Consider the following 23,127-nt stretch of genomic DNA (forward strand, 5'->3'; position numbering starts at 1 on the left):
AACTGAATACGACACTGAGCGTCGGGCGCATCGGTCAATCCATGGGATATTGAGCTTGCCGGTCTCCAACCTGATTCATCACATCCGCAACGTGGCCGAGTCGCTGCGACCCGCGGAGCGCAAAGTCGCCGAGATGGTGCTTGCCGACATCGACTTTGCGATGCGCGCGAGCATTACCGAACTCGCGCAGCGGGCCGAGGTTTCGGAGCCCTCGGTTACGCGTTTTTGCCGCGCGGTGGGCGCGCACGGCCTGCGCGACTTCAAGATGCGGCTCGCGCAGAGCGCGGCGGGCGGCCTGCCGTATGCGGCGGCGTCGGCCGAGGTGGCAAGCGGCGACGCCGTTGGCACGCTGCTCGACAAGGTGACCGAATCGGTCGTGCAGGGCATGACGCTCGCGCGCGCTTCGCTCGACCCCGCGGTGTTCGAAGCGGCAATGGCGGCCTTGGGCAGTGCGCGGCGCGTCTATTTTTTCGGCGTGGGCGCGGGTTCGGGGCTCGTGGCGCAGGATGCCGCGCTGCGCCTGCTGCAGCTCGACATTGCCGCGAGCGCGTTCACGGACGCGCATCTGCAACGGCTCTACGCGGGTCTGCTTGAGCCCGGCGACGTGGCGTTCGCGATCTCGCAGTCGGGCCGCAGCGTGGAGGTGAACGAGAGCATCCAGATCGCGAAGGAGCGCGGCGCGACCACCATCGCGCTTACGAATGCGGGCTCGCGGCTGGCCTGGATCGTGGACATTCCGCTGCTGCTGCGCGTGCCGCCGGCCACCGAGCCGCAGGCGCCGGGCGTCGCGCGCCTCGCGCATCTGGCGGTGATCGACGCGCTCGCGATAGGCGTGGCGCTCGGACTCAAGCCGAAGACGCTGGAGAAGATGCGCGACGCGCAGGCACGCAGCGACGGCGAAACGCCCGAAGTGGCGAGCGACGATACCTGACGGGGTAACTGAGGCGGCTCAGGCTGCCGCGCGCGGTACGAGCCGCACCGGCATGGTGTCCGGCACCATCGTGAACTGCTGGACCTCGGTGATTTTCTCAGGGTCGATCATCAGTTCTACCTGGAATTCCTTCATCAACATCGAAAGCGCGAGGCGCATCTCCACGGTCGCGAGATGCCGCCCGGGGCATACGCGCGGTCCCGCGCCGAACTGCAGATAGGCGCGCACGTCGTGCGCGCCGCGCGGCTCGCCTTCTTGCCCCTCGTACTCCTGATGCTCCTGGCGGCGCAGCCAGCGATAGGGATCGTAGCGTTGCGGGTCGGCGAAATTTTTTTCGTCGAGCATGGCGGGGCGCGATAGGAAGAACATGCGTGTGCCCTTCGGCAGCGCCACGCCGCCCACCACCACGTCCTCCAGCGGCTCGAACGAATGGATCGAGGCCACGGGGCGCAGGCGTGTCGCTTCGATGCAGACGGCCTCGAAGAGGTCGAGGTCTTTCAGCGTCGCGTAATCGGGGCACACGGGGGCTTCGCCCAGCACGCGGCGGGCTTCGTCGCCAAGGGTTGCCTGCAGCGCCGGATCGGCGGCGAGATAGGGCATGGTCCACGCGATCGAGTGGGCCGTGGTGTCCTCGCCGGCCAGCAGCAGCGTGATCACGTTCGCCGCGATGTGCGCGTCGGTGATCGTCGAGCCGGGCTCCTGCTGCTGCACGAGCATCGCTTCGAGCAGGTTGCGCGGCGTTTCCGGGGGATCGTCGCGCATGCGCTCGCGCGCGCGCGCCATCGTGGCGCGCACGTAGCGGTGCACCTCGGCCAGCGACGCTTCGAGCCTGCGGTCGCGCGGCAGCTTCACATAGCGCCACCAGGGGAACAGCGCGTTGGTGCGCGACATCACGCCCGGCAGGATCTGCGCCAGATGCTCCTGGATCACGCCCTGATCGCGTTCGAGCGTGCGCGGGTCGTCGCCGAAGGCCAGCGCGCTCGTGACGTCGACGGTATAGCGCTTCAGGTCCTCCACCATTTCCACGGTCTCGCCGCGTTGCGACGCGCGCAGCCAGCGTGCGCGCAGACGGGCGGCGATGTCGGCGAGCGTCGGGTAGAAGGCTTTGACGTTCGGGACCGAGAGCGCCTGCATTACGAGGCGCCGCTGCGGTTCCCAGGTGGCGCCTTCGGCGGAGAAGAGGCCGTTGAAGCCCATTTCGCTGAACACCGCTTCGATGGGCTGATAGCGGCGATAGCGGTGCGGCCGCTCGCGCATGATGCCCTGGATCAGTTCGGTATCGGTCCAGATCGTGATGGGCACGCCCGCGACTTCGAAGCGATACGGCGCACCCAGTTCTTCGGCCCAGTCTTCGAGGATCCGGTGCAGCCGCGGCGGCGCGAGCTGCAGCAGGTTGCCGATGAGCGGCAGGCCGCGCGGACAGGGCAGGTCGGCGATGGTCCGCGGCGTCGTGCGGGGTCCGGCGGATGCCGTGCTCATGGATGGGGTCCTCGGGCTTGGGCCGTGTCGGGTCACACGAATCGAGGGCGATTATAGCGGCGTGGCGGCCGCGCCCTCCATATACCCGAAACGCCGCGAGAGCCGTTGCGCGGCGGCCAGCAGCTCCTGCGCGGGCGGGCATTCGCTGGCCGTTTCCATGATGCCCGAGGGGCCCATCAGCGCGAGCACGAGGCACACGTTGCCCGTGTGATCGAAGACCGGCGCGGCCACGGTGCTGATGCCGGGCACGGGCTTGTCGAGCGCCGTGTCGATGCCCGTGGCGCGGATCGCCGCGAGCCGCTCGCGGTACGCTGGCGTTTCACCGTCGCCCTCGCGCGCACCGGCAAGCCGCAGCGCGTCCTGCGCGAGCAGTTCGGCGCGCACTTCGTCGTCGAGCCAGGCAGCCAGCACGCGGCCGATCGCCGTGTGCACGATCGACATGACCGTGCCGGGCCGCAGGCTCACGTGCAGCGGCCACGCCGATTCTTCGAGCCGCACGACCGTCGGGCCGAGCGGCCCCGGCACGGCCAGCGCGACGCTCATGCCGGTGGCGGCGGCGAGGCCCACGAGCTCGGCGTCGGCTTCGCGCACGGGCGAGAGGCGCGCGAGGCCGATGAGACCGAGTTCGAGGCCAAGCGGGCCCGCTTCGTAACGGCCCGCCGCGTCGCGGGCAAGAAGGCCGATCTTCTGCAGGCTCACCAGATGCGGAAACGCCTTGGCGGGGACCATGCCCGCTGCGGCCGCGAGGTCGCGCAGCGCGAGCGGCGTGCCCGCCGCGACGAGCGCCGCGAGCAGCTCGCCCGTCACGTCGAGCGACTGGATGCCGCGTTGCGGCTTGTCCGCGGGCGCTTCCTGCGCGGCTTGCTGGCTTACTCGGGGCATGGCTGTGTCGATGGAAAAGCGGCCGCGCCGATCTCGCCGGCGGCTTCGCGCAGCGCGCGCACGACTGCACCGTTAGCACGGACGTCGAGCGCGCCGCTTGCGCCGATAGCCGTAAGCGTGAGCGCCAGCTCTCCATTGCGGCCGCGCACGGGCACGCAGACGCTGCTCACACCGGGGCTGGGCGCGTCGACGCCGTAGTCGAAGCCGCGCGCGCGGATGGCCTCGAACATGGCGGTGAGGGCGGCGTCCGGCGCATCCGGATGGGCCGTGGCCGGTGCGGCGGTGGCGTTGGCCGTGCCGCGCCACACCGGCTGCGCGCTCTGGCCGGCCCACATCGCCCGCAGGGCATCGGGCGCGAGGAACGCGCAGAACACGCGGCCCGTGGACGTGGCCGGCAGCGACATCACAGTGCCCACGTGCAGGTTCACGTGCAGCGGCAGGCTGGCATGCTCGTAGCGCACGATCGTCGGTCCCTGCGGCCCGGCGATGCACAGCGCGACGCTGCAGCCGAGCGTTTGCGCCAGCGCCGAGGCCTGCGGCACCGCCTCGCGCAGCGCGCGCTGCTGACCGAGATGCAGCAGGCCGAGGCGCAGCGCGAGCGGCCCCGGCTCGTAGCGGCCGGAGAGCGAGTCGCGCTTGATGAGCCCAAGGCGCGTGAGGCTCACGAGATACGCGTGCGCCTGGCTCGACGGCAACTCGCCGCTCGCCGCGAGGTCGCCGGGCGCGAGCGGCGCGCGCGCGTCGGCGAGCGCGCGCAGCAGGCGGCCGGCCACCTCCACGCTCTGGATGCCGCGCTGGGTGCGCGCGGCGGCCCGAGCGCCAGTGTCGCCGGGGGGCTCGGTCAGGCTCGCGCGCTCGTTGCGACGTCGGTTCACAGCGGTTCTCGGATTCAAAAAGGGCACATGGTAACTGAACAACCTGCGCGGACGGCCCGCCACGCTAGTTTCGCCGTCTCATTAAACAATAGCGAGTGTATTCGCTATTGACAAACAAAAACAGGAGGGCCTAATATGGCCTCACCCCGGCAGAACAACCGTTCATTCAATCCAACACGGGGCGAGACACACACCGGCCGGCACGCTGCCAGTGGCATTTGCCACTTCCGCGTCCCGGCACGATCGGCCCCGCGCCCTCGCCCCGCGTCCCCTCACGTCCCACGATACGGAGACTCACGATGGCAAAGGCGTTCGCATCCCAGGCCGACCTCGAAGAGAAAAAGGTCACGTTCACGCAGCTTTCCGAAAACGCGTACGCGTACACCACGGAAGGCGATCCGAATTCGGGCGTCATCATCGGCGACGACGGCGTGCTGATCGTCGACACCACCGCGACGCCGGCCATGGCGCAGGACCTCATCGCGAAGATCCGCAGCGTCACCGACAAGCCCATCAAATACGTCGTGCTCTCGCACTACCACGCGGTGCGCGTGCTGGGCGCTTCGGCGTACTTCAAGGAGGGCGCGCAGCAGATCGTCGCGAGCCGCGGCACGTACGAGATGATCGTCGAGCGCGGCGAGGCCGACATGAAGTCGGAAATCGAGCGCTTCCCGCGCCTCTTCGCCGGCGTGGAAACCGTGCCGGGCCTCACGTGGCCCACGCTCGTGTTCGAGAAGGAAATCACGCTGTTCCTCGGCAAGCTCGAAGTGAAAATCGCGCACCTGGGCTCGGGCCATACGAAGGGCGATACGGTGGTGTGGCTGCCCTCGCAGAAGGTGCTGTTCTCGGGCGACCTCGTGGAATACGACGCGGCGTGCTATTGCGGCGACGCGCAGCTGGCCGACTGGCCCGCCACGCTCGAAGCGCTGCGCGCGCTCAAGCCCGAAAAGCTCGTGCCGGGCCGCGGCCCCGCGCTCCTCACGCCGGCGGAAGTGGACAAGGGCCTCGACTATACGAAGGACTTCGTGACGACGCTGCTCGCCCAGGGCCGCAAGGCCGTGGAACGCAAGCTCGACCTCAAGCAGTCCATGGCGCTCACGCGCGAGGCGATGGACCCGAAGTTCGGCCATGTCTTCATCTACGAGCACTGCCTGCCCTTCGACGTTTCGCGCGCCTATGACGAGGCGAGCGGCATCACGCATCCGCGCATCTGGACCGCGCAGCGCGACAAGGAGATGTGGGACGCGCTGCAGGATTGAGGCACGGCCACATGGCAGGAGATATAACGATGATCGATTATCAGGCGCTGACGTTCGAGTACGAGCGCTGCGACGAACAGGGTGCGGGTGCCGAGGGCGCCGATAAGCGCCTGCATCCCGTAGCGGTGGTGGGCGCCGGGCCCGTGGGGCTCGCAACCGCCATCGACCTCGCGCAGCAGGGCGTGTCCGTCGTGCTGGTGGACGACGACTGCACGCTCTCCACCGGCTCGCGCGCCATCTGCTTCTCGAAGCGCTCGCTCGACATCTTCGACCGGCTCGGCTGCGGCGAGCGCATGGTCGAAAAGGGCGTGAGCTGGAACGTGGGCAAGGTGTTCCGCAAGGACGAGCTGGTCTACACCTTCAACCTGCTGCCCGAGAGCGGGCATCATCGTCCGGCTTTCGTCAATCTTCAGCAGTACTACGTGGAAGGCTTTCTGCTGGAGCGCGCCCGCGAGCTGCCGAATCTCGAGATCCGCTGGAAGAGCAAGGTGACGGGGCTCGCGCAGCGCGGCACGCCGGGCACGGAGGGCGCGCATGCGGCGCTGACCGTCGAGACGCCCGACGGCCCCTACGAGCTGCTGGCGCGCTACGTGGTGGCTTCGGACGGCTCGCGCAGCCCGCTGCGCAAGTTGCTGGGCCTCGATAGCCACGGCCGCACGTTCAAGGATCGCTTCCTGATCGCCGACGTGAAGATGGAGGCCGATTTCCCGACCGAACGCTGGTTCTGGTTCGATCCGCCGTTTCACCCGAACCAGTCGGTGCTGCTGCATCGTCAGCCCGACAACGTCTGGCGCATCGACTTCCAGCTCGGCTGGGACGCCGATCCCGTGCTGGAGAAGACGCCCGAGCGCGTGATTCCGCGCGTGCGCGCGCTGCTGGGGCCGGACGTGAAGTTCGAGCTGGAGTGGGTGAGCATCTATACGTTTTCGTGTTTGCGCATGGACCGTTTCCGGCACGGCAACGTGCTGTTCGCGGGAGACTCGGCCCACCTCGTTTCGCCGTTCGGCGCGCGCGGCGCGAACAGCGGCTTCCAGGACGCGGAGAATCTGGCATGGAAGCTTGCGGCGGTGCTGGAAGCCCGCGCGCCCGATGCGCTGCTCGACACCTATGCCAGCGAACGCGAGTACGCGGCCGACGAGAACATCCGCAACTCCACGCGCTCGACCGACTTCATCACGCCGAAGAGTGCGGTGAGCCGCGTGTTCCGCGACGCCGTGCTGACACTCGCGCGCGAACATGCGTTCGCACGCCAGCTCGTGAACAGCGGGCGGCTTTCGGTGCCCGCGGTGCTGAGCGAGTCGTCGCTCAACACGGCCGACGAAGACGCATTCGTCGGACGCATGGTGCCGGGCGCATCCTGCGCCGATGCGCCGGTCATAGACGTGCAAGGCCGCGAAGCCTGGCTGCTCGCGCAACTCGGCGACTGCTTCACGGGACTCGTTTTTTGTGCGGCGGGCGCGGTTCTGGATGCGCAAACGATTGCGTCGCTCGAATCGCTCGCGAATGGGCCTGTTCCCGCAAAAATCGTGGCGGTGGTGCAAGGCGAGGGCGCCGTGCCTTCGGGACTGCCAGGCTCCGCAACGATCCTGCGTGACGGCGAGGGGCTCGCGGCACAACGCTACGATGCCGAGGCGGGGGCGTTCTATCTGATTCGTCCAGACCAGCACGTATGCGCGCGCTGGCGGCGTGTCGACACGGATCGTCTTGCGCACGCCCTCAAGCGGGCGCTGTGCGTGCAAGGCACGGCATGACGGCCGGCCGCCGCGCGAGCGGGCGGCCAGTGCAACGACAACAGGCAGGAGACAAGCATGCTCAACACCCAACCGAACTTCACGCGTCCCGACGACTTCTACGAAGCGCTGATCGACATGCATCGCGATCTGGACGAAGCGCAGAGCCAATCCGCCAACGCGCAGCTCATTCTCCTGCTGGCCAATCACGTGGGCGAGCACGAGGCGCTCATGGAAGCGATCCGCTATGCGCGCGGCGGCGTGGTCGCCCCTTCGTCGAATGGCGCGGACGGCAAGCTGGCTGCTTGATCCATGCTTGATCCGCGCTTGATGTGTGATTGATACGCACGGCCAGCGAGGGCGGGTCATGCAGCCTCCTTTTCGTCCTACCTTTCCTCCTCGCGCTTTCGCGTGACTTTCGCGGTGCTTACCGTATCGCCACCCATGCGTAATGATTAAAGAGCACGGGGGCAACGCCGTTAACGCGTCATATAGCAATCACGAATAGCCGCACCGCAACGGGTCGGCGGCGTGCTGCACATATGCCACACCGGGGGAAAGGCTTTGAATCGCAATCAGACATGGTCGCGCACGGCGTCGCCGGGCGAGATCATCTACTCCGAAGGCTATTCGGGGGAACGCGTCATCTATGTGATCGCCGACGGAAAAATCGAAATCTCGACACGCTGTGACGAGAAGAAGGTCGTGGTGGCGACACTCGGGCGGGGCGAATTTTTTGGCGAGACCGCCTTGCTCGGCGCGGAGCCGCGCAGCAACACGGCGAAAGCGCTGACGTTCTGCCAGTTGACGGTCGTGCCGGTCGGCATTGTGGAAGAGGAGCTGGAGCGCGTTTCGCCGCTGCTGCGGCATATTTCGCGCACCCTGATCCGGCGCGTGAAGGCCAAGGACGATCTGCTCGCGACCTATACGCACGCCGACTTTCTTCCCGGCGTATTGTCTTATGCTCACGTGCTCGCGCTGATGGCCGGCGCCGAAACGCGCGAGGAGCGCGGCGCCTGGGGCCGGCAGGGTGCCGCGGGCGAAGTCTCCGTCTCGCTGGCCGACGTGGTCCAGAAGTGCCGCGCCGTGGCGGGGCATTCGCGTCCGCACGTGATGGCCATGCTCAAGCGCATGGAGAAGCTCAACCTGATCGCGATCGAGGCGGCGCAGGGCGCCGGCTATACCGGCTCGGCTCCGGTGGAGTCCGCCGTCGCCGAAGGGCCGCTCGGCCGCCAGGTCGTCAGCTTCGATCCGGCGCGGATCGTCGATCGCGCGGCCCAGGTGGCCGACCGCGATCTGGACGTCTCCATCAACAGCGAACTCGAACTGATCGAGCTGGCCGACCTCGAGGCGTTGATCGGCGTGGAGCGCAAGATCATCCTCAACAAACTCTCGCACGGCGAGATCGCCGACGAAGTGTTCGCGTTCCGCAAGTCGAAGGTGCTCAACTACGTCGAAGAGAAGGGCGTGGCGTACTTCACGAAGCGCACGGTTCGCGGCGCCGGCGCGCTCAACTCGCTCGACGACCTCGTGTTCGTGGACGAGCGCACGCTGTTCGAGGCCGTAAGCGGCATGGACACCTACGACCTCGCGAAGCTGCTGGCCTGCGTGAACGACGCGTCGCTTTCGTCGCGTCTCGTCTCCGTGATGGGCGAGGTGCGCAAGAACGAGGTGTCGTGGCTCATGCGGCGCGAGATCAAGATCGACCCGGCGGAAGTGGCGGAAATCGAGCAACGCCTGATCGAGTCGGTACGCGCCCTCAAGCAGGTGCCCGCAGTCTGAATGAAGCCGGCAACGACATTCCGGTAGCGGAGAAAACATGGATTTGCTGACTTTATTCGGAGTCCTGCTGGGCGGGGCGGCCGTGGTGGTGGGCTATGCCCTCGAAGGCGGGCACGTGACGGCTCTCGTTCAGCCCGAAGCGCTCGTGATCGTGCTGGGCGGCACGCTGGGCGCGGTCATGATCCAGAACACGTGGGCGAAGTTCGTCGACGCGCTAAGGCATCTGCGCATGGCCTTCGTCAAGGCGCCGCAGGTCGATCAGGCGAGCCTTGCCGCTGTGCTCGAATGGGGCGACGAAGCCAAGCTCAACGGCATGCTGGCCTTCGAATCGATGAATCTGGACCACGTGCATCCGTTCGCGCGGCGCGGGCTGGAACTGCTGGCGAACGGCGTGACGACGGCCGTGCTCGAAGACGCGCTCAATCGCGAACTGGAAGCCTACGGGCGCGCTCGCATGGCGGCGGCGCGGCTCTGGCAGCAGGCGGGCGGCTATGCGCCCACTTTCGGCATTCTCGGCTCGGTGCTCGGCCTCATCCAGGTGACGGGCCACCTCGTCGAGCCTTCGAAGCTCGGGGAGGGCATTGCTGTCGCCTTCGTGGCGACGCTGTATGGGCTCGCGTTCGCGAATCTCGTGTTCCTGCCGGTGTTCGGCAAGCTGCGCGTGCATATCGAAAGCGAACTGCGTTTGCGCAAGCTCTACCTGGATGGTCTGCTCGCCATCTCGCGCAAGGAAACGCCCGCCACGATCGCGACGCGCCTCGCGGGCGACGTGCGGGACCACGCTTCGCGCTCGCCCGAACTCGCGCACTGATCTGGACGCATGCCGATGCCAACCGAAAGCCATCTTCCGTTCATGGCGCAGGATGCCCAGGAAGAAGAGGGCCACGATGCGCAGTCTTCGCGCTGGCTCATCTCTTACGCCGACCTCATCACGACGATGATGGTGCTGTTTCTCGCGCTCTACGTCATGGAGCTCGCGAAGAACAAGGAAATGGAGATCCGCTACCAGTCGCTGGCGGCGGCGTCTCAACCGGCGGCGGTTGCCGCGCCGCCGGCGGCCGGGCAAACGCTGCTTTCGTCGCTCGAGCCGCTGCGCGAACGCGGCGAGATCACGATCATGCGCGCCGCGCACGGCGTGGAGATTGGCATCAACGCGAAGATCCTGTTCGACGCGGGCGACGCGCGCCTCTTGCCCGTTGCGTTCGGCGTGCTGGACAAGGTGGCGGACGTGCTGCGCGAAGTGCCTTCGGGCAACGTGCTGGTCGAAGGCCATACGGACAGCACGCCGATCTCGAACGCGAAATACGCATCGAACTGGGAACTCTCGTCGGCACGGGCCGGCGCGGTGGTGCGCTATCTGGTGGAGCGCGGCGTCGCGCCCCGGCGGCTTGCCGCCATTGGCCGCGCCGACAACTTTCCGCTCGTCGCCGCCGACGATCCCGCGAGCCGCGCGCAGAATCGCCGCGTGACGATCTTCGTGGAGTACTGACGAACTAGCTCTTGTCCCCCTCGCGATGCATGGGTTGTGTTTCCTTCAGGCTCTTCGCGAGCCGCGAGGCCTCCACATAGCCCGGATTCGCGGGCCGCTTGAGATAGCGGCCCGCGCCGCGCCGCGCGCGCAGATCGCCTTCGGCCCACACCAGTTCGCCCTGCGCGACCGTATGCGTGGGCACGCCGCGCACCGTCATGCCTTCGAACACGTTGAAGTCGACGTTCTGGTGGTGAGTCTTCACTGAAATCGTGCGCGTGGCCTGCGGATCCCACACCACGACGTCGGCATCGGCGCCGGCGTCGATCACGCCCTTGCGCGGGTATAGATTGAAGATCTGTGCCGCGTTCGTGGAGGTAACGCGCACGAACTCGCTGGGCGTGAGGCGCCCCGTGTTGACGCCCTGATCCCACAGCACGGCCATGCGATCCTCCACGCCGCCGCAACCGTTCGGAATCCTCGTGAAATCGTCGCGGCCCATGGCCTTCTGCGAGGCGCAGAACACGCAATGGTCGGTGGCCGTGGTATGCAGCAGGCCGCCCTGCAGGCCGCGCCAGAGGGCGTCGCGATGCTCCTTCGTGCGAAACGGCGGGCTCATGACGTGCGCGGCGGCGCGCGTCCAGTCGGGATCGCGATAGACGGATTCGTCGATCACGAGATGCCCGGCCAGCACTTCGCCGAATACGCGCTGGCCCTCGCCGCGTGCGCGAGCGATGGCTTCGAGCGCGTCCTTTGCCGAAACGTGCACGATATACACGGGCACGCCCAATACCTGCGCGATGCGGATCGCACGGTTCGCCGCCTCGCCCTCCACCTCGGGCGGACGCGACAAAGGATGCGCCTCCGGCCCTGTGAAGCCGCGCGCGAGCAACTGTCGTTGCAGCTGGAAGACGAGTTCGCCGTTCTCGGCGTGGACGGTGGGCAGCGCGCCCAGTTCGAGCGAACGCGCGAAGCTGTTCACGAGAATTTCGTCGTCGGCCATGATGGCGTTCTTGTACGCCATGAAGTGCTTGAAGCTCGAAACGCCATGCTCGTGCACGAGCAGGCCCATGTCGCGATGCACGCTTTCGTCCCACCACGTCACGGCCACGTGAAAGCCATAGTCGGCCGCGGCCTTTTCTGCCCAGCCGCGCCATTCGCGGAACGCCTCCATGAGCGGCTGCTTCGGATTCGGAATCACGAAGTCGATGATCGACGTCGTGCCGCCCGCCAGGCCGGCCGCCGTGCCCGTGAAGAAGTCGTCGCTCGCGGTCGTGCCCATGAACGGCAGTTCCATGTGCGTGTGCGGATCGATGCCGCCGGGCATCACGTACTGGCCGCCCGCGTCGATCACGGTTGCGCCCGCGGGCGCCTCCAGCGCGGCGCCGACCGCCTGGATGGTGCCGCCCTCGCACAGGACGTCCGCGCGCCAGGATTTGTCGGCGTTGACGACGGTGCCGCCTCGAATCAGGATCGCCATGATGCAATGTCTCCTTCGGTTGATGCCGTAACGTATTCGCTTACGTGCTCATGCGCTTGCAATGCTGGGGCGGCGGCTCTTGCCGAGTTTCATCAGCACGCCGTACACAAGCGCCGCGATGGCGAGGCCGACGAACCACGCATAGGTGTAGAGCCCCTTGAACGCGTCCGGTACGGCCGGAAACGCCGCCGGAAACGCCACGTTCAGAAAACCCGGAAGGTTCGGCAGCACGCCCGCGAGGAGCGCGATGACGGCGGCGGGGTTCCAGCCGCTCGCATACGCGTATTCGCCGCTTTCTTCGAAGAGCTGTTCGGTATCGAGCCGGGTGCCGCGAATCAGGAAGTAGTCGACCATGAGAATCCCGGCCACGGGGCCGAGCAGCGCGGAATAGCCCACGAGCCACGTGAAGATATAACCCTGCGTGGTGGCGAGAATCTTCCACGGCATCATCACGATGGCGATGGTCGCCGTGATCAGGCCGCCTGCCTTGTACGAGATGCCCTTGGGCCAGAGGCTCGAAAAATCGTAGGCCGGGCCGACGAGGTTGGCCGCGAGATTGCAGCACATCGTATCGAGCGTGAGGATCACGAGCGCGATGCCCACGCCGATGCCTTCCATGCGGCTCGTGAGGTCGATAGGATCCCAGATGGCCTTGCCGTAGATGACCACGGTGGCGGAGGTCACTACCACCGAGATCACCGAAAGCAACGCCATCGGCACCGGCAGGCCTATTGCCTGGCCCACGAACTGGTCCTTTTGCGTCTTTGCGAAGCGCGTGAAGTCGGGAATGTTGAGCGCGAGCGTGGCCCAGAAGCCCACCATCGCCGTGAGGCTCGGCCAGAACGTGACCCAGAAGAGCCCCGCCTTCTTGCCGCCCGGCGCGAACTGCGAAGGTTGCGAGAGCATCGATCCCGCGCCGCCCGCCTTCGAACAGGCCCACCAGACGAGCGCGATGCACATCACCACCTTGATCGGCGCGGACCAGCTTTCGAGCCAGCGGATCGAGTCGGTGCCGTGCACGATGAAGTAGATCTGCAGCGCCCAGAACAGCAGAAAGCACGAGGCCTGGCCGATCGAGATGCCGAGGAACGGCAGCGCGTCGCCCACGAGCCCGTTGTGCGTAAGGATATTGGCGAGCGTATAGATCGCGCTGCCGCCCAGCCAGGTCTGGATGCCGTACCAGCCGCAGGCCACGATCGCGCGCAGCATGGCGGGCAGCTTCGCGCCCTGGGTGCCGAACGAGGAGCGCACGAGCACCGCATATGGAATGCCGTACTTCGCGCCCGCGTGGCCGATCAGCAGCATCGGCACGAGCACGATGGTGTTGCCCAGCAGCACCGTGAGCACGGCCTGCCACGGCGACATGCCCTGCTCCGTGAGGCCTGCCGCGAGCATGTACGAGGCAATGTTCATCACCATGCCCACCCAGAGCGCCGCGAAGTGGTACCAGCGCCATGTTCGCTGCGCGGTGCCGGTGGGCGCGAGGTCGTCGTTGTATAGCTCGCTTTCGCTGCGGCGCGCGCTCGCGTCGCCGGGTACGGCTGGCTGGCTCATGATGCGGGTTCTCCGTGGCTTGTCGTGTTGTGGGAAATCAGGCCGCCTTGGGATCGGCCACGCGCCCCGGGTTGTTCGGATGCGTGGTCCAGTTCGAGTAGCGGCCCGCGTCGACGCGCTCCATCGTGATGCACTGATCGACCGGGCACACATGCATGCATAAATTGCACCCGACGCAGTTCGCATCGACCACTTCGAAATGGCGCTGGCCGTTTTTCGTCGCGGTGATGGCCTGGTGCGAGGTGTCCTCGCAGGCAATATGGCACAGGCCGCACTGAATGCAGCGGTCCTGATCGATGCGCGCCTTGATGTCGTAATCGAGGTTCAGGTATTGCCAGTCGGTGACGTTGGGCACGGCGCGCCCGCGAATCGCGTCGAGGTTCGCATAGCCCTTGTCGTCCATCCAGTTCGAGAGGCCGTCGATCATGTCCTCGACGATACGGAATCCGTAATGCATCGCCGCGGTGCAGACCTGCACGCTGCCCGAGCCCAGCACGATGAACTCGGCGGCGTCGCGCCATTCGGAAATGCCGCCGATGCCCGAGATGGGCAGCCCCTGCGTTTGCGGGTCGCGCGCGATCTCGGCCACCATGTGCAGCGCGATAGGCTTCGCGGCCGGGCCGCAATAGCCGCCGTGCGTGCCTTTGCCGTCCACGGTGGGCAGCGGGGCCATCACGTCCAGATCCACGCCCACGATCGAGTTGATCGTATTGATGAGCGAGACGCCGTCCGCGCCGCCCTTGAGCGCCGCGCGGGCGCCGTGGCGAATGTCTGTCACGTTCGGCGTGAGCTTCACGAGGCAGGGCAGACGCGTGCCTTCCTTCACCCAGCGCGTGACCATCTCGATGTATTCGGGCACCTGGCCCACGGCCGCACCCATGCCGCGCTCGCTCATGCCGTGCGGGCAGCCGAAGTTGAGCTCCACGGCGTCCGCGCCCGTGTCTTCCACCTGCGGCAGGATCCATTTCCAGTCCTGCTCGGTGCACGGCACCATCAGCGAGACGATCAGTGCGCGGTCGGGCCACGCGCGTTTCACTTCGCGGATTTCGCGCAGGTTCACGTCGAGCGGCCGGTCGGTGATCAGTTCGATGTTGTTCAGGCCCGCCATGCGCTGGCCGCGCCAGGTGGTGGCGCCGTAGCGCGAGCTCACGTTGACCACGTGCGGGTCGAGCCCGAGCGTCTTCCAGACCACGCCGCCCCAGCCCGCCTCGAAGGCGCGGTTGACGTTGTAAGCCTTGTCGGTGGGCGGCGCGGAGGCGAGCCAGAACGGGTTCGGCGAATGGATGCCGGCAATCGTGCAGCGCAGATCGGCCATGTTGGGACTCCTTTCTTGATCGTTCGTGTTGATCGTTCGCTATGTGCGGCGACCGGATTCAGGCGGCCTTCGCGGCCTGTTCCGCGAGATAGCGGTCGATCGCGCGCGCGGCGAGCTTGCCGTCCTGCACGGCCTGCACCGTGAGGTCGGTGGCGCCGTGGCCCGCGCAGTCGCCGCCGGCCCACACGCCGGGGAGCGAGGTGGCGCCGTCTGCGTCGACCGCGATGCGCGTGCCGTCCGTCGTCAACCGCAAGGCGTCGAGCCCTTCGGGCAGCAGTTTCTGGCCGATGGCCTTCAGCACCATGTCGGCTTCCACGCGCACGATCTCACCGGTGCCCTTCAACGCGCCGTTCGCCGCGAGCAAAGTGCGCTCGAACTCCACGGCCTCGACATCAGCACTGCCAATAATGCGCAACGGTTTCGCCCACTCCATCAGCATCACGCCCTGCGAGCGCGCGAATTCCTGCTCGGCCCACGTCGCGCTCATCTGCGCGGTGCCGCGCCGGTAGGCGAGCGTCACCTGTTCCGCGCCGAGCTTGCGGCTCTGCACGGCGGCGTCGATCGCGGTGTTGCCGCCGCCGATCACGACCACCCGGCGCCCGACCGGCAGCCAGGCAAGGTCGCGCGTGGCCCGCAGGCGCGCGATGAAATCGACGGCATCGAGCACGCCCGGCAGCGCCTCGCCTTCGATCCCGAGGGCCTGCGTGCCGCCGAGGCCGATGCCGAGGAACACGGCGTCGTAGTGCTCGCGCAGTTGCGCAAACGTGATGTTGCGTCCCAGTTGCTGCGCCTGCCGCAATGAAATGCCGCCGACGGAGAGCAGCCATTGCACCTCGCGCTGCGCGTAGTCGTCCACAGTCTTGTACGCGGCTATGCCATATTCGTTGAGTCCGCCCGGTTTTTCCCGGGCGTCGAACACGGTCACGTCATGGCCAGCCAGCGCGAGCGTATGCGCGCAGGCGAGGCCGGCCGGACCCGCGCCGACCACGGCCACGCGCCGTCCCGTCTCGCTCGTGCGCTTGAAGAGCGGCGGCGCGCCTGCGGCTTCGCGCACCATCTGGAAGTCGGTGGCGTGACGCTGCAGCGCACCGATACTCACCGGTTCGCCATCCTGATGATTTCTCACGCAGGCGCCTTCGCAGAGAATCTCCGTGGGGCACACGCGTGCGCACATCCCGCCTAGCGGATTCGCGCTGAGTATGTCGCGCGCGGCGCCTTTGAGATTGCCGTTGCCGATCTTGCGGATGAAGCCGGGAATGTCGATGCCGGTGGGGCAGGCGGCGACGCAGGGCGCGTCGTAGCAGTAATGGCAGCGGTCGGCGGCGACGACGGCCGCGTCGACCGAAAGCGGCGGTGCGACGTCGGCGAAATTGCAGCCAAGCTGTTCGGCACTGAGGCGGCCTGCGGCGACATCGGCCGTGACGTTTTTCGTGGGCTGGGACATCCGGGTGCTCCTTTCGAGGCAAAACACGGGTCCGCCGGCTCGCGCGGGGCGCGAGCCGGTACGTGGGGAAACGGGGAGTGCGGCGCGGCGCTACGGCCGCTTTTATCTAGCGTTCAGGTTCAGCGCCTGGCCGGGCTCGCTCGCGCGTTCGAGCATTGCGTGCAGCAGCACGTTCGCGCCGGCCTCGATCCATTCGGGCGTCGCGTCCTCGATCTCGTTGTGGCTGATGCCGTCGATGCACGGCACGAACACCATCGAAGTGGGCGCAACGGTGGCCAGATAGCAGGCGTCGTGGCCCGCGCCCGAAACGATGTCGCGACTCGAATAGCCGAAGCGCTCGGCGGCGGCGCGCACGGACTTCACGCAGGCCTTGTCGAACGGCACCGGCGCGTAATAGAAAATCTGCTCGACCTGCGCTTCCAGCTTGCCTTGTTCGGCGATCTTCGCGATGCCCTCGCGCAGTTCGGCGTCCATCTGCGCGAGCACCTCGTCCAGCGGATGGCGGAAATCGACGGTGAAGAACACGCGTCCGGGAATCACGTTGCGCGAGTTCGGGTGCACCTGCATCATGCCGACCGTCGCGCACGCGAGCGGCGCGTGGCGCAGGCCGATCTCGTTGACGAGCTGCACGACGCGGGAAGCACCCAGCAGGGCGTCTTTGCGGCGCGGCATGGGCGTGGGGCCGGCATGCGCTTCCTGACCCGTCAGGACAACTTCATACCAGCGCTGGCCCTGCGCGTCGGTGACCACGCCAATGGTCTTTTTTTCCGCCTCGAGTATCGGCCCTTGCTCGATGTGCAGTTCGAACGCCGCGTGAATCTTGCGGCCGCCGCACGGCAGCTCGCCCGCGTAGCCAATGCGCTTCAGCTCTTCGCCGATGGTCTTGCCCTCCACGTCCTTGCGCGAGAGCCCGTAGTCGAGCGTGAACACGCCCGCGAACACGCCCGAGGCAACCATCGCCGGCGCGAAGCGCGAGCCTTCTTCGTTGGTCCAGATCACGGTTTCGACCGGATGCTCGGTCTCGATGCCGTGATCGTTCAGCGAGCGGATCACTTCCAGGCCGCCCAGCACGCCATAGATGCCGTCGAAGCGGCCGCCCGTGGGCTGCGAGTCGGCGTGTGAGCCCGTCATCACGGGCGGCAGGTCGTTGTTGCGGCCCGCGCGCCGCATGAAGACGTTGCCCATCTGGTCCACGCTCACCGTGCAGCCCGCTTCTTTGGCCCACTGCACGATGAGGTCGCGGCCCTGTTTGTCGAGATCCGTGAGCGCGAGGCGGCACACGCCGCCTTTGGCCGTCGCGCCGATCTTCGCCATCTCCATCAGGCTGTCCCACAGGCGCTGGCCATTCACGTGAATCGCGGTGGTCAGCGCGGCTTCGCTTACTGCGTTCATGCCGGTCCTCCTTTCGAGCAGATCGGGGTGTCGAGGTCTTGCGGACTTCCGCTCGCAAGACGCATTCGTGTTCAGAAAGCGTGCATCTCTGTCATTATCTGGGGCAAGTTGCGCAGCGGCGGTGCATGCGCGCAAGCGTCGTTCGAACCCGCGCATCCCGCACTCGCGAATCCTGTCCGATTGGACAGGTTGTAGGCGATAAACCGCACGATTTCAATACGGTATTGCCAGCGAAAAGCGTGCCATCGATGCTGCACTGCGGGATTGGCAAACGCGCGGCAAGCCCAGGGCAAGCCCACCGCGAGCAGGCCGCGCGCGATGCGATTGCGCGCAGCGAAGCGGGCACTGTGACTACAATGAAACCGGCACGCCGCGACCGACGGGTCGCGATGCCTTGTTTTCCTTGACCGGAACGAATGCCATGCGCGACGACGACACGACCACGCCAGCCGCGAACCTCACGATGCGCGCCCCGCGAGCGGGTCGCGAAGCCGCTGATGCGGCGCACAAGCCGGCGCCCCGGCGCAAGGCAGCGATACGGGCTTCTAACGAATCGCATCTGCTGGCGTGCGCGGAAGCCGTGTTCGCCGAACGCGGCTTCGAAGGCGCGAGCACGGCGCTGATCGCCGAGCGCGCGGGCCTGCCGAAGGCGAATCTGCACTACTACTTTCCCACCAAGCTCGCGCTCTACTGGCGCGTGCTCGACGACGTGTTCGAGGAATGGAACGCGGCCGCCGACACCTTCGACGCGAGCGACGACCCGGTGCAGGCGATAGGCGGCTACGTGCGCGCGAAGATGGCGCTCTCGCGGCGCCGGCCGCTGGGTTCGAAGGTGTGGGCGAACGAGATCATCAGCGGCGCGGCGCACATGCAGGACATCTTGCTCGAACGCGTGAAGCCGTGGATGGAGACGCGCGTGACGCTCATCGAGCGGTGGGTGGAGGAAGGCTTGCTTGCCCCCGTGGACCCGAAAACGCTGCTCTTCATGATCTGGGCCACGACCCAGCATTACGCCGACTTCGAAGCGCAGATACGGGCGCTCGCGGGCAAGCGCGCGCTCTCGGCGGCGGGATTCGAGGCAAGCACCGAGGAAGTGGTGCGCATGATCCTGCGCGCGAGCGGAGCGCGCTCGCCGCAGGCGTAAAGGGGCAAGAGGGGCAAGGACTGCCCGCGCCGCGGCTCAAACCTGCATCGAAGGCACGTCTTTCATGCAGCGCAACGCGAACATCGACCGGCTATGCCGGATGCCCGCAATGCGATAGAGCTTCTCGCGCAGGAAGCGCTCGTAGCCGGCCGTGCCGTCCACGGCGACCTTGATCCAGTAGTCGTACTCGCCGGAGACCAGATAGGCCTCCAGCACCTCGGGCAGCGCCGCGAGCGCCTCGCCGAAGCGGGCGAGCGCGTCGTCCTCGTGGCGGTCCAGCGTCACTTCGAGGATCACGATGTCCGCGTAGCCCAGCTTCTTCTGGTTCACGAGCGCGACATAACCGTCGATATAGCCGTCGGCTTCGAGTTGCCGCGTGCGGTTCCAGCATGCCGTGGTCGACATGCCGGCCTGTTCGGCCAGTTCGGCGTTGGAAAGACGCGCGTTCTTCTGCAGCGCGCGCAGGATCTTGTGGTCCTGGCTGTCGAGCGTGCGGGCGGGGCGTTCGCGTGCGGTCATCGTCGGAAAAGAATCGTGTTCAGGAAAATACCATTTTAGCGGAACAAGATTTCGACTATTTGGCTAATCGGCCTCAAAACAGGAAGCCTTTACAGCGTTCTGGCCGGTATATTTTCCGACGTGCCTTCATGCCTGGCACGGCCCGCCTGGTCACCTCGCCGGCGCGGGGTGCGCCGCCGCTGCCACGAGCCGCGGCGGACCGTCAGGCCGAAACGGTGATCCAACCCGCCGGCCGCCGGGCGTTTCGCGCGAACCCTGCGTCAGGAGGAGCGCCCGAAGGGCCTGAAGGCATGCACACGCCGCTTCAATCGCACCACCGCGCTTCCCGTAGAAGAACACACGATGTCGATCCAGCTGTACCTGTCTTTTCTTGCCGCCGCGCTCGTTCTCGTCTACACGCCCGGTCCCGTCAACGTGCTCACGATGAGCCAGGCCCTGCACGCCGGCTGGCGCGAGGCCTTGCCCTGCGTCTGGGGCGGAACGCTCGCCGTGCTGCTGCAACTCGGGTTCACCGCGCTGTGCCTCAATTCGCTGCTGCTCGTCAGTGAGCATTCGCTTACCGTGCTGCGCTGGCTCGGTGCGGCCTATCTCGTCTGGCTGGGGTGCAAACAATGGCGCGGCCGCGATCTGGCTGGCGCCGGCGCCCCCGCAGGAACGACCGGCGCGGGCCGCAGCGCGCTGTTCTGGCGCGGTTTCGCGACCTCGGGTTTGAACCCGAAAACCCTACTGTTCTTTCCCTCGTTTTTCCCGCAATTCATGAGCGCGGACGCCGGCTGGAGCGCCAATCGGCAGTACCTGTTGCTGGCGGCGACCTTCGCGTTCCTGTTCGCGGGCGGGGTGGCGTCGATGGCGTTGTTTTCGCACCGGCTGCGCCACGTCCTGCAGCGGCCGAGGCGCATGCGCGTCGCGAACCGCCTGATGGGCAGTCTGCTCGTGGGGATGGGGGCGATGATGGCCGGACTGCGCTGACGCGAAACGGCCCATGCGGGGCGAGGAGCGGCCGTTAGTGGGCGCTCGCTCCTCGTGAAGGGTTGGGGTACGCTCAGGGCGCCGCGGGCGCCGCGGGCGCCGTGGCGGCCGATTCTGCCGCGTTGGTGGCGCTCGCGGGCGTCGCCGCCGCCGGCGTGGTGTTGGCGGGGGTCTCTTGCGCGGCATCGGCTGTCGCCGGAACGCCTGCCGCAGCGAGCGTGGTGGTTCCGCTGGCAAGGAGGGGCGGCTCGGCAGCGGCCTGGGCTGGAGCGGTATCTCCCGTCATCGCGGCCGAGCTTGCCGCCGCAGCGGGAGCCGCGGCCGGCACCGCTGCGGCGCCCGAGGCCGGCGCCGGCGCAACCGGCACCGGGAGCGCCACGCCAGTCGCCGCGCCGGTGTGCACGACGCCGGTCTGCGCCGCCTGTGCGGCAGGCGGCGTGGGCGTCGCCGCGGGGGACGCGGCCGGATGCGCGGCCCCGATGTTCGCCGGCGCGGGCACAGGCGCGGGAGCCGTGGCCGTTACCGGCGTGGCGACGGGCGCGAGCGGCGTGATCTTGATGCCGTCGTTGCCCGGCACCGGCTCGCTGCGCACCGCGCTGGCCAGATAGCGCCCGACCATATCGAAGAACCGGTCGTAGAACGCACCCGACTGGATCGTCTCGCTCGAAATCTTGACCATCGAGTCGCTGTTCGAGCGGATCGGCAGCGAGACCGACCCGAGAATCGACAGACCCACGCTCGCCGAGGTGTCGCTCTTCTTCAACGCATAGCCGCTTTGCACGGCGTTCACGTAGACCATGCTCGCGTTCGTCGAATCGCCGGGTGTGCAGACCACATGCACCTCCACGACGATGTGGGAATCGGCGGCGGGCTGGAAGTCCTTGCTGGCGTCGACGGTGTCGTTATGCGGCATCGTTGTCATGTAGCCCTGGCTCAGCAGGGCGCGGCGCGCGCTTTCGCAGGCGTCGGTGCTCGAGTAGGCGAAGCTGCGCGAGAACTGGTTGGGCGCCGTGCTCAGCAGTTGATCCTCCTGGAATTTCGGCTGCGACGACGAGCACGCGCCGAGCGTGAGGACGGCCGCCGCACAGGCGGCAACCAGCGGGCTGAACAGGGTCGGGACGACGTTCGGAAAACGGGACATATTCGGAGCGGACATTGCGGCAATGCATCGGACGGCATGCATTGTAGTTCGGTTCCGGGTGGCGTGACCGAAGTGTTATTGGCTCGTTCGTACCCCGAAAGCTCGGTGAAGGCCGCGTGTGGTAAGCGCATGCGGCCACAAAGCAAAAACGGGCTGCGCCCAAGGGCGCAACCCGTTCGCAGTCCGGCACAGTTCGGCCAAAGTCCGGCGCTTCGATCGGGCGCGACCGCTCAGACCGCCATTTCCGGCGGCGCGCGGCGGAAGCCCCGCGTCATCCAGCCGAGGTAGGCGAGACCGACCACGAACCAGATGGCGCCGAGGATCAGCGCGGTCTTTTCGAGGCTGACGAGCAGCCAGATGTCGGTGACGGCGCCGATGAGCGGGAACACGAGGCCGCCGAGCAGGCCGAAGGCGCGCGTCTTCTCGCCGCCCGCGAAGTACTGGCGGATCACGCACAGGTTCACCGCCGTGAACGCGAGGAACGCGCCGAAGTTGATGAACGAGGTGGACGTGGCGACGTCGAGCTTCAGCGCGATCAGGCCGATCGCGCCGGCAATCGCGATGTTGATGGCGGGGGTGCGGAAACGCGGGTGGATGAAGCCGAAGATCGACTTCGGCAGCACTTCGTCGCGGCCCATGGCGTAGAGCAGACGGCCCACGCTGGCCTGTGCCGAGATGCCCGAGGCGAACTGCGCGAGGATCAGGCCCGCGAGGAAGATCGAGACGAAGATGTCACCGCCGACCTTGCGCGCGATTTCGAACGCGGCCGAATCCGGGTCCTTGAAGACGGCGCCCGGATGCGCGAGTTGCAGCGTGTAGGCGGCAATCACGAAGATCGCCCCGCCCACCAGCGCGATCAGCACGATCGCACGCGGAATGGTCTTCTTGGGTTCGATGGTTTCTTCGGTGAGCGTAGAAACCGCGTCGAAGCCGAGGTACGAATAAGCGGCGATCGCGGCGCCCGCCATCGTGGCCGAGAGCGGCACGTGCGCCTGGAAGAACGGCTGCGCGGAGACGAGGCCGCCGGGGCCGGCCGCCGCCGATACGTAGTGGCAGCACAGCACGACGAACATCGCGACGATGACGAGCTGCACGATCATCAGCACGATGTTGAAGCGGTTCGCGAGTTCGATGCCGAGAATGTTGAGCCCGCTCGTGAGCACGATGAACGCGACGATCCAGATCCAGGTGGGAATGCTCGGGAACGCGGCGCCCAGATAAGCCGCGCCGATCAGCCAGATCACCATCGGCAGGAAGAAGTAGTCGAGCAGCGTGGCCCAGCCGATCAGGAAGCCCAGATGCGCGCTGAACGTCTTGCGCGTGTACGTGTAGGCGGAGCCGGCCACCGGGAAGAGGCGGGCGAGCTTGCCGTAGCTGAGCGCCGTGAACACGATCGCGACGAGCGCGATCAGGTAGGCGAGCGCGGCCGTGTCCTGGGCTGCGCCGGCGAGCACGCCGTAGGTGCCGTAGACGATCAGCGGCGCCATGTAGGCGAGGCCGAACAGCAGCACGGAGGGCAGGCCGAGCGCGCGCTTGAGATGAGGTTCGTGGGCGCCTGGGGCGGTCGGCGGGGCTGAGGGCTTCATGTGCTTTGTCTCCTGATGGACTGCGCTGATGTTGATGTGCTGATGTCTTGCGCCGATGTGCTGCGGTCCTGCGTGCGTGCGCGGCACGCCGTGGCCGCACGCGCGAGGGCGGCGGACTACGGTAAGCCGTGCGGGAGGATCGGCGGCGCGCGTCGCGCGCCGCCGATCGATTCGGGG

20 protein-coding genes are annotated in these 23,127 nt (G+C 67.1%); 9 read left to right on the plus strand and 11 right to left on the minus strand.

Annotation, left to right across the window (positions count from 1 at the left end; all coding sequences use genetic code 11):
- Positions 1 to 55: 55 nt before the first annotated feature.
- Entirely contained in the window at positions 56 to 931 is an 876-nt protein-coding gene (locus tag BAC01S_RS11960; RefSeq protein WP_027794974.1) for a MurR/RpiR family transcriptional regulator, read from the plus strand.
- A gap of 18 nt (positions 932 to 949) precedes the next feature.
- Here the strand turns inward: BAC01S_RS11960 and BAC01S_RS11965 are convergent, their stop codons facing one another.
- From BAC01S_RS11965 to BAC01S_RS31115, 3 genes are read right to left on the minus strand one after another with little or no spacing between them, the layout of a single operon-like run.
- Positions 950 to 2,410 (minus strand): cytochrome P450, encoded by a 1,461-nt coding sequence (locus BAC01S_RS11965; RefSeq protein WP_027794975.1) that lies wholly within the window; start codon positions 2,408 to 2,410, stop codon positions 950 to 952.
- A 51-nt stretch (positions 2,411 to 2,461) separates the two neighbouring features.
- Complete coding sequence (locus tag BAC01S_RS31110; RefSeq protein WP_043202029.1) at positions 2,462 to 3,292, minus strand: IclR family transcriptional regulator; 831 nt, start codon at positions 3,290 to 3,292, stop codon at positions 2,462 to 2,464.
- On the minus strand, positions 3,280 to 4,167 hold the full coding sequence (locus tag BAC01S_RS31115) for an IclR family transcriptional regulator (protein WP_156954397.1): 888 nt from the start codon (positions 4,165 to 4,167) through the stop codon (positions 3,280 to 3,282). Before BAC01S_RS31115 ends, BAC01S_RS31110 begins: the two co-directional genes overlap by 13 nt.
- 299 nt (positions 4,168 to 4,466) lie before the next feature.
- Here BAC01S_RS31115 and BAC01S_RS11980 point away from each other — a divergent pair, with 299 nt between their 5' ends.
- The 6 genes from BAC01S_RS11980 (at position 4,467) to BAC01S_RS12005 (ending at position 10,427) form a co-directional block, all read left to right on the plus strand.
- On the plus strand, positions 4,467 to 5,426 hold the full coding sequence (locus tag BAC01S_RS11980) for an MBL fold metallo-hydrolase (protein ID WP_027794976.1): 960 nt from the start codon (positions 4,467 to 4,469) through the stop codon (positions 5,424 to 5,426).
- A gap of 29 nt (positions 5,427 to 5,455) precedes the next feature.
- Entirely contained in the window at positions 5,456 to 7,177 is a 1,722-nt protein-coding gene (locus BAC01S_RS11985) for an FAD-dependent oxidoreductase (RefSeq protein ID WP_174442446.1), read from the plus strand.
- Between the two features lie 57 nt (positions 7,178 to 7,234).
- Entirely contained in the window at positions 7,235 to 7,465 is a 231-nt protein-coding gene (locus tag BAC01S_RS11990) for a DUF2783 domain-containing protein (protein ID WP_027794978.1), read from the plus strand.
- A gap of 255 nt (positions 7,466 to 7,720) precedes the next feature.
- Entirely contained in the window at positions 7,721 to 8,938 is a 1,218-nt protein-coding gene (locus BAC01S_RS11995; protein WP_027794979.1) for a Crp/Fnr family transcriptional regulator, read from the plus strand.
- Positions 8,939 to 8,975: 37 nt separating this feature from the next.
- A complete protein-coding gene (locus tag BAC01S_RS12000; RefSeq protein ID WP_027794980.1) occupies positions 8,976 to 9,749 on the plus strand; it encodes a flagellar motor protein in 774 nt (257 codons plus the stop codon).
- Positions 9,750 to 9,764: 15 nt separating this feature from the next.
- Positions 9,765 to 10,427, plus strand: coding sequence for an OmpA/MotB family protein (locus tag BAC01S_RS12005; RefSeq protein ID WP_027794981.1), 663 nt, complete (start codon positions 9,765 to 9,767; stop codon positions 10,425 to 10,427).
- Positions 10,428 to 10,431: 4 nt separating this feature from the next.
- On the opposite strand, the gene hydA is transcribed toward BAC01S_RS12005, so the two are convergent.
- From hydA to BAC01S_RS12030, 5 genes are all read right to left on the minus strand, one after another.
- Positions 10,432 to 11,886 carry a dihydropyrimidinase gene (gene hydA / locus BAC01S_RS12010; RefSeq protein WP_027794982.1) on the minus strand — a complete coding sequence of 485 codons (1,455 nt, stop codon included), beginning with the start codon at positions 11,884 to 11,886 and terminating at the stop codon, positions 10,432 to 10,434.
- 48 nt (positions 11,887 to 11,934) lie between these two features.
- Positions 11,935 to 13,440, minus strand: a complete 1,506-nt coding sequence (locus tag BAC01S_RS12015; protein WP_027794983.1) for an NCS1 family nucleobase:cation symporter-1 — start codon at positions 13,438 to 13,440, stop codon at positions 11,935 to 11,937.
- A gap of 37 nt (positions 13,441 to 13,477) precedes the next feature.
- Positions 13,478 to 14,755, minus strand: a complete 1,278-nt coding sequence (gene preA, locus BAC01S_RS12020) for an NAD-dependent dihydropyrimidine dehydrogenase subunit PreA (protein WP_027794984.1) — start codon at positions 14,753 to 14,755, stop codon at positions 13,478 to 13,480.
- Positions 14,756 to 14,813: 58 nt separating this feature from the next.
- On the minus strand, positions 14,814 to 16,199 hold the full coding sequence (locus BAC01S_RS12025) for an NAD(P)-dependent oxidoreductase (protein ID WP_027794985.1): 1,386 nt from the start codon (positions 16,197 to 16,199) through the stop codon (positions 14,814 to 14,816).
- Positions 16,200 to 16,301: 102 nt separating this feature from the next.
- Positions 16,302 to 17,591, minus strand: a complete 1,290-nt coding sequence (locus BAC01S_RS12030; protein ID WP_027794986.1) for a Zn-dependent hydrolase — start codon at positions 17,589 to 17,591, stop codon at positions 16,302 to 16,304.
- 421 nt (positions 17,592 to 18,012) lie between these two features.
- Here BAC01S_RS12030 and BAC01S_RS12035 point away from each other — a divergent pair, with 421 nt between their 5' ends.
- Positions 18,013 to 18,735, plus strand: a complete 723-nt coding sequence (locus tag BAC01S_RS12035) for a TetR/AcrR family transcriptional regulator (protein ID WP_027794987.1) — start codon at positions 18,013 to 18,015, stop codon at positions 18,733 to 18,735.
- Positions 18,736 to 18,771: 36 nt separating this feature from the next.
- Here BAC01S_RS12035 and BAC01S_RS12040 read toward each other — a convergent pair whose 3' ends face one another.
- A complete protein-coding gene (locus BAC01S_RS12040) occupies positions 18,772 to 19,254 on the minus strand; it encodes an Lrp/AsnC family transcriptional regulator (protein WP_027794988.1) in 483 nt (160 codons plus the stop codon).
- 342 nt (positions 19,255 to 19,596) lie between these two features.
- Here BAC01S_RS12040 and BAC01S_RS12045 point away from each other — a divergent pair, with 342 nt between their 5' ends.
- Positions 19,597 to 20,223 carry a LysE family translocator gene (locus tag BAC01S_RS12045; RefSeq protein ID WP_027794989.1) on the plus strand — a complete coding sequence of 209 codons (627 nt, stop codon included), beginning with the start codon at positions 19,597 to 19,599 and terminating at the stop codon, positions 20,221 to 20,223.
- A 73-nt stretch (positions 20,224 to 20,296) separates the two neighbouring features.
- Here the strand turns inward: BAC01S_RS12045 and BAC01S_RS35565 are convergent, their stop codons facing one another.
- Together BAC01S_RS35565 and BAC01S_RS12055 are read right to left on the minus strand one after the other, a co-directional pair.
- Positions 20,297 to 21,379, minus strand: a complete 1,083-nt coding sequence (locus BAC01S_RS35565) for a DUF2242 domain-containing protein (protein ID WP_245616578.1) — start codon at positions 21,377 to 21,379, stop codon at positions 20,297 to 20,299.
- A gap of 215 nt (positions 21,380 to 21,594) precedes the next feature.
- Positions 21,595 to 22,950, minus strand: a complete 1,356-nt coding sequence (locus tag BAC01S_RS12055) for an APC family permease (protein WP_027794990.1) — start codon at positions 22,948 to 22,950, stop codon at positions 21,595 to 21,597.
- Positions 22,951 to 23,127 lie beyond the last annotated feature (177 nt).

Origin of the sequence: Paraburkholderia acidipaludis NBRC 101816 (genome assembly GCF_000684975.1) — a bacterium.
GTDB classification, from domain to species: domain Bacteria; phylum Pseudomonadota; class Gammaproteobacteria; order Burkholderiales; family Burkholderiaceae; genus Paraburkholderia; species Paraburkholderia acidipaludis.

What these genes read in the sequence shown, in the direction of transcription:
- BAC01S_RS35565 (WP_245616578.1), bottom strand. Translation starts at nt 21,379, where the DNA reads ATGTCCGCTCCGAATATGTCCCGTTTTCCGAACGTCGTCCCGACCCTG.
- BAC01S_RS11990 (WP_027794978.1), top strand. Translation starts at nt 7,235, where the DNA reads ATGCTCAACACCCAACCGAACTTCACGCGTCCCGACGACTTCTACGAA.
- BAC01S_RS11980 (WP_027794976.1), top strand. Translation starts at nt 4,467, where the DNA reads ATGGCAAAGGCGTTCGCATCCCAGGCCGACCTCGAAGAGAAAAAGGTC.
- BAC01S_RS11985 (WP_174442446.1), top strand. Translation starts at nt 5,456, where the DNA reads ATGATCGATTATCAGGCGCTGACGTTCGAGTACGAGCGCTGCGACGAA.
- BAC01S_RS12055 (WP_027794990.1), bottom strand. Translation starts at nt 22,950, where the DNA reads ATGAAGCCCTCAGCCCCGCCGACCGCCCCAGGCGCCCACGAACCTCAT.
- BAC01S_RS12030 (WP_027794986.1), bottom strand. Translation starts at nt 17,591, where the DNA reads ATGAACGCAGTAAGCGAAGCCGCGCTGACCACCGCGATTCACGTGAAT.
- BAC01S_RS12035 (WP_027794987.1), top strand. Translation starts at nt 18,013, where the DNA reads ATGCGCGACGACGACACGACCACGCCAGCCGCGAACCTCACGATGCGC.
- hydA (WP_027794982.1), bottom strand. Translation starts at nt 11,886, where the DNA reads ATGGCGATCCTGATTCGAGGCGGCACCGTCGTCAACGCCGACAAATCC.
- BAC01S_RS12040 (WP_027794988.1), bottom strand. Translation starts at nt 19,254, where the DNA reads ATGACCGCACGCGAACGCCCCGCCCGCACGCTCGACAGCCAGGACCAC.
- preA (WP_027794984.1), bottom strand. Translation starts at nt 14,755, where the DNA reads ATGGCCGATCTGCGCTGCACGATTGCCGGCATCCATTCGCCGAACCCG.
- BAC01S_RS11965 (WP_027794975.1), bottom strand. Translation starts at nt 2,410, where the DNA reads ATGAGCACGGCATCCGCCGGACCCCGCACGACGCCGCGGACCATCGCC.
- BAC01S_RS12025 (WP_027794985.1), bottom strand. Translation starts at nt 16,199, where the DNA reads ATGTCCCAGCCCACGAAAAACGTCACGGCCGATGTCGCCGCAGGCCGC.
- BAC01S_RS12000 (WP_027794980.1), top strand. Translation starts at nt 8,976, where the DNA reads ATGGATTTGCTGACTTTATTCGGAGTCCTGCTGGGCGGGGCGGCCGTG.
- BAC01S_RS12015 (WP_027794983.1), bottom strand. Translation starts at nt 13,440, where the DNA reads ATGAGCCAGCCAGCCGTACCCGGCGACGCGAGCGCGCGCCGCAGCGAA.
- BAC01S_RS12005 (WP_027794981.1), top strand. Translation starts at nt 9,765, where the DNA reads ATGCCAACCGAAAGCCATCTTCCGTTCATGGCGCAGGATGCCCAGGAA.
- BAC01S_RS31110 (WP_043202029.1), bottom strand. Translation starts at nt 3,292, where the DNA reads ATGCCCCGAGTAAGCCAGCAAGCCGCGCAGGAAGCGCCCGCGGACAAG.
- BAC01S_RS12045 (WP_027794989.1), top strand. Translation starts at nt 19,597, where the DNA reads ATGTCGATCCAGCTGTACCTGTCTTTTCTTGCCGCCGCGCTCGTTCTC.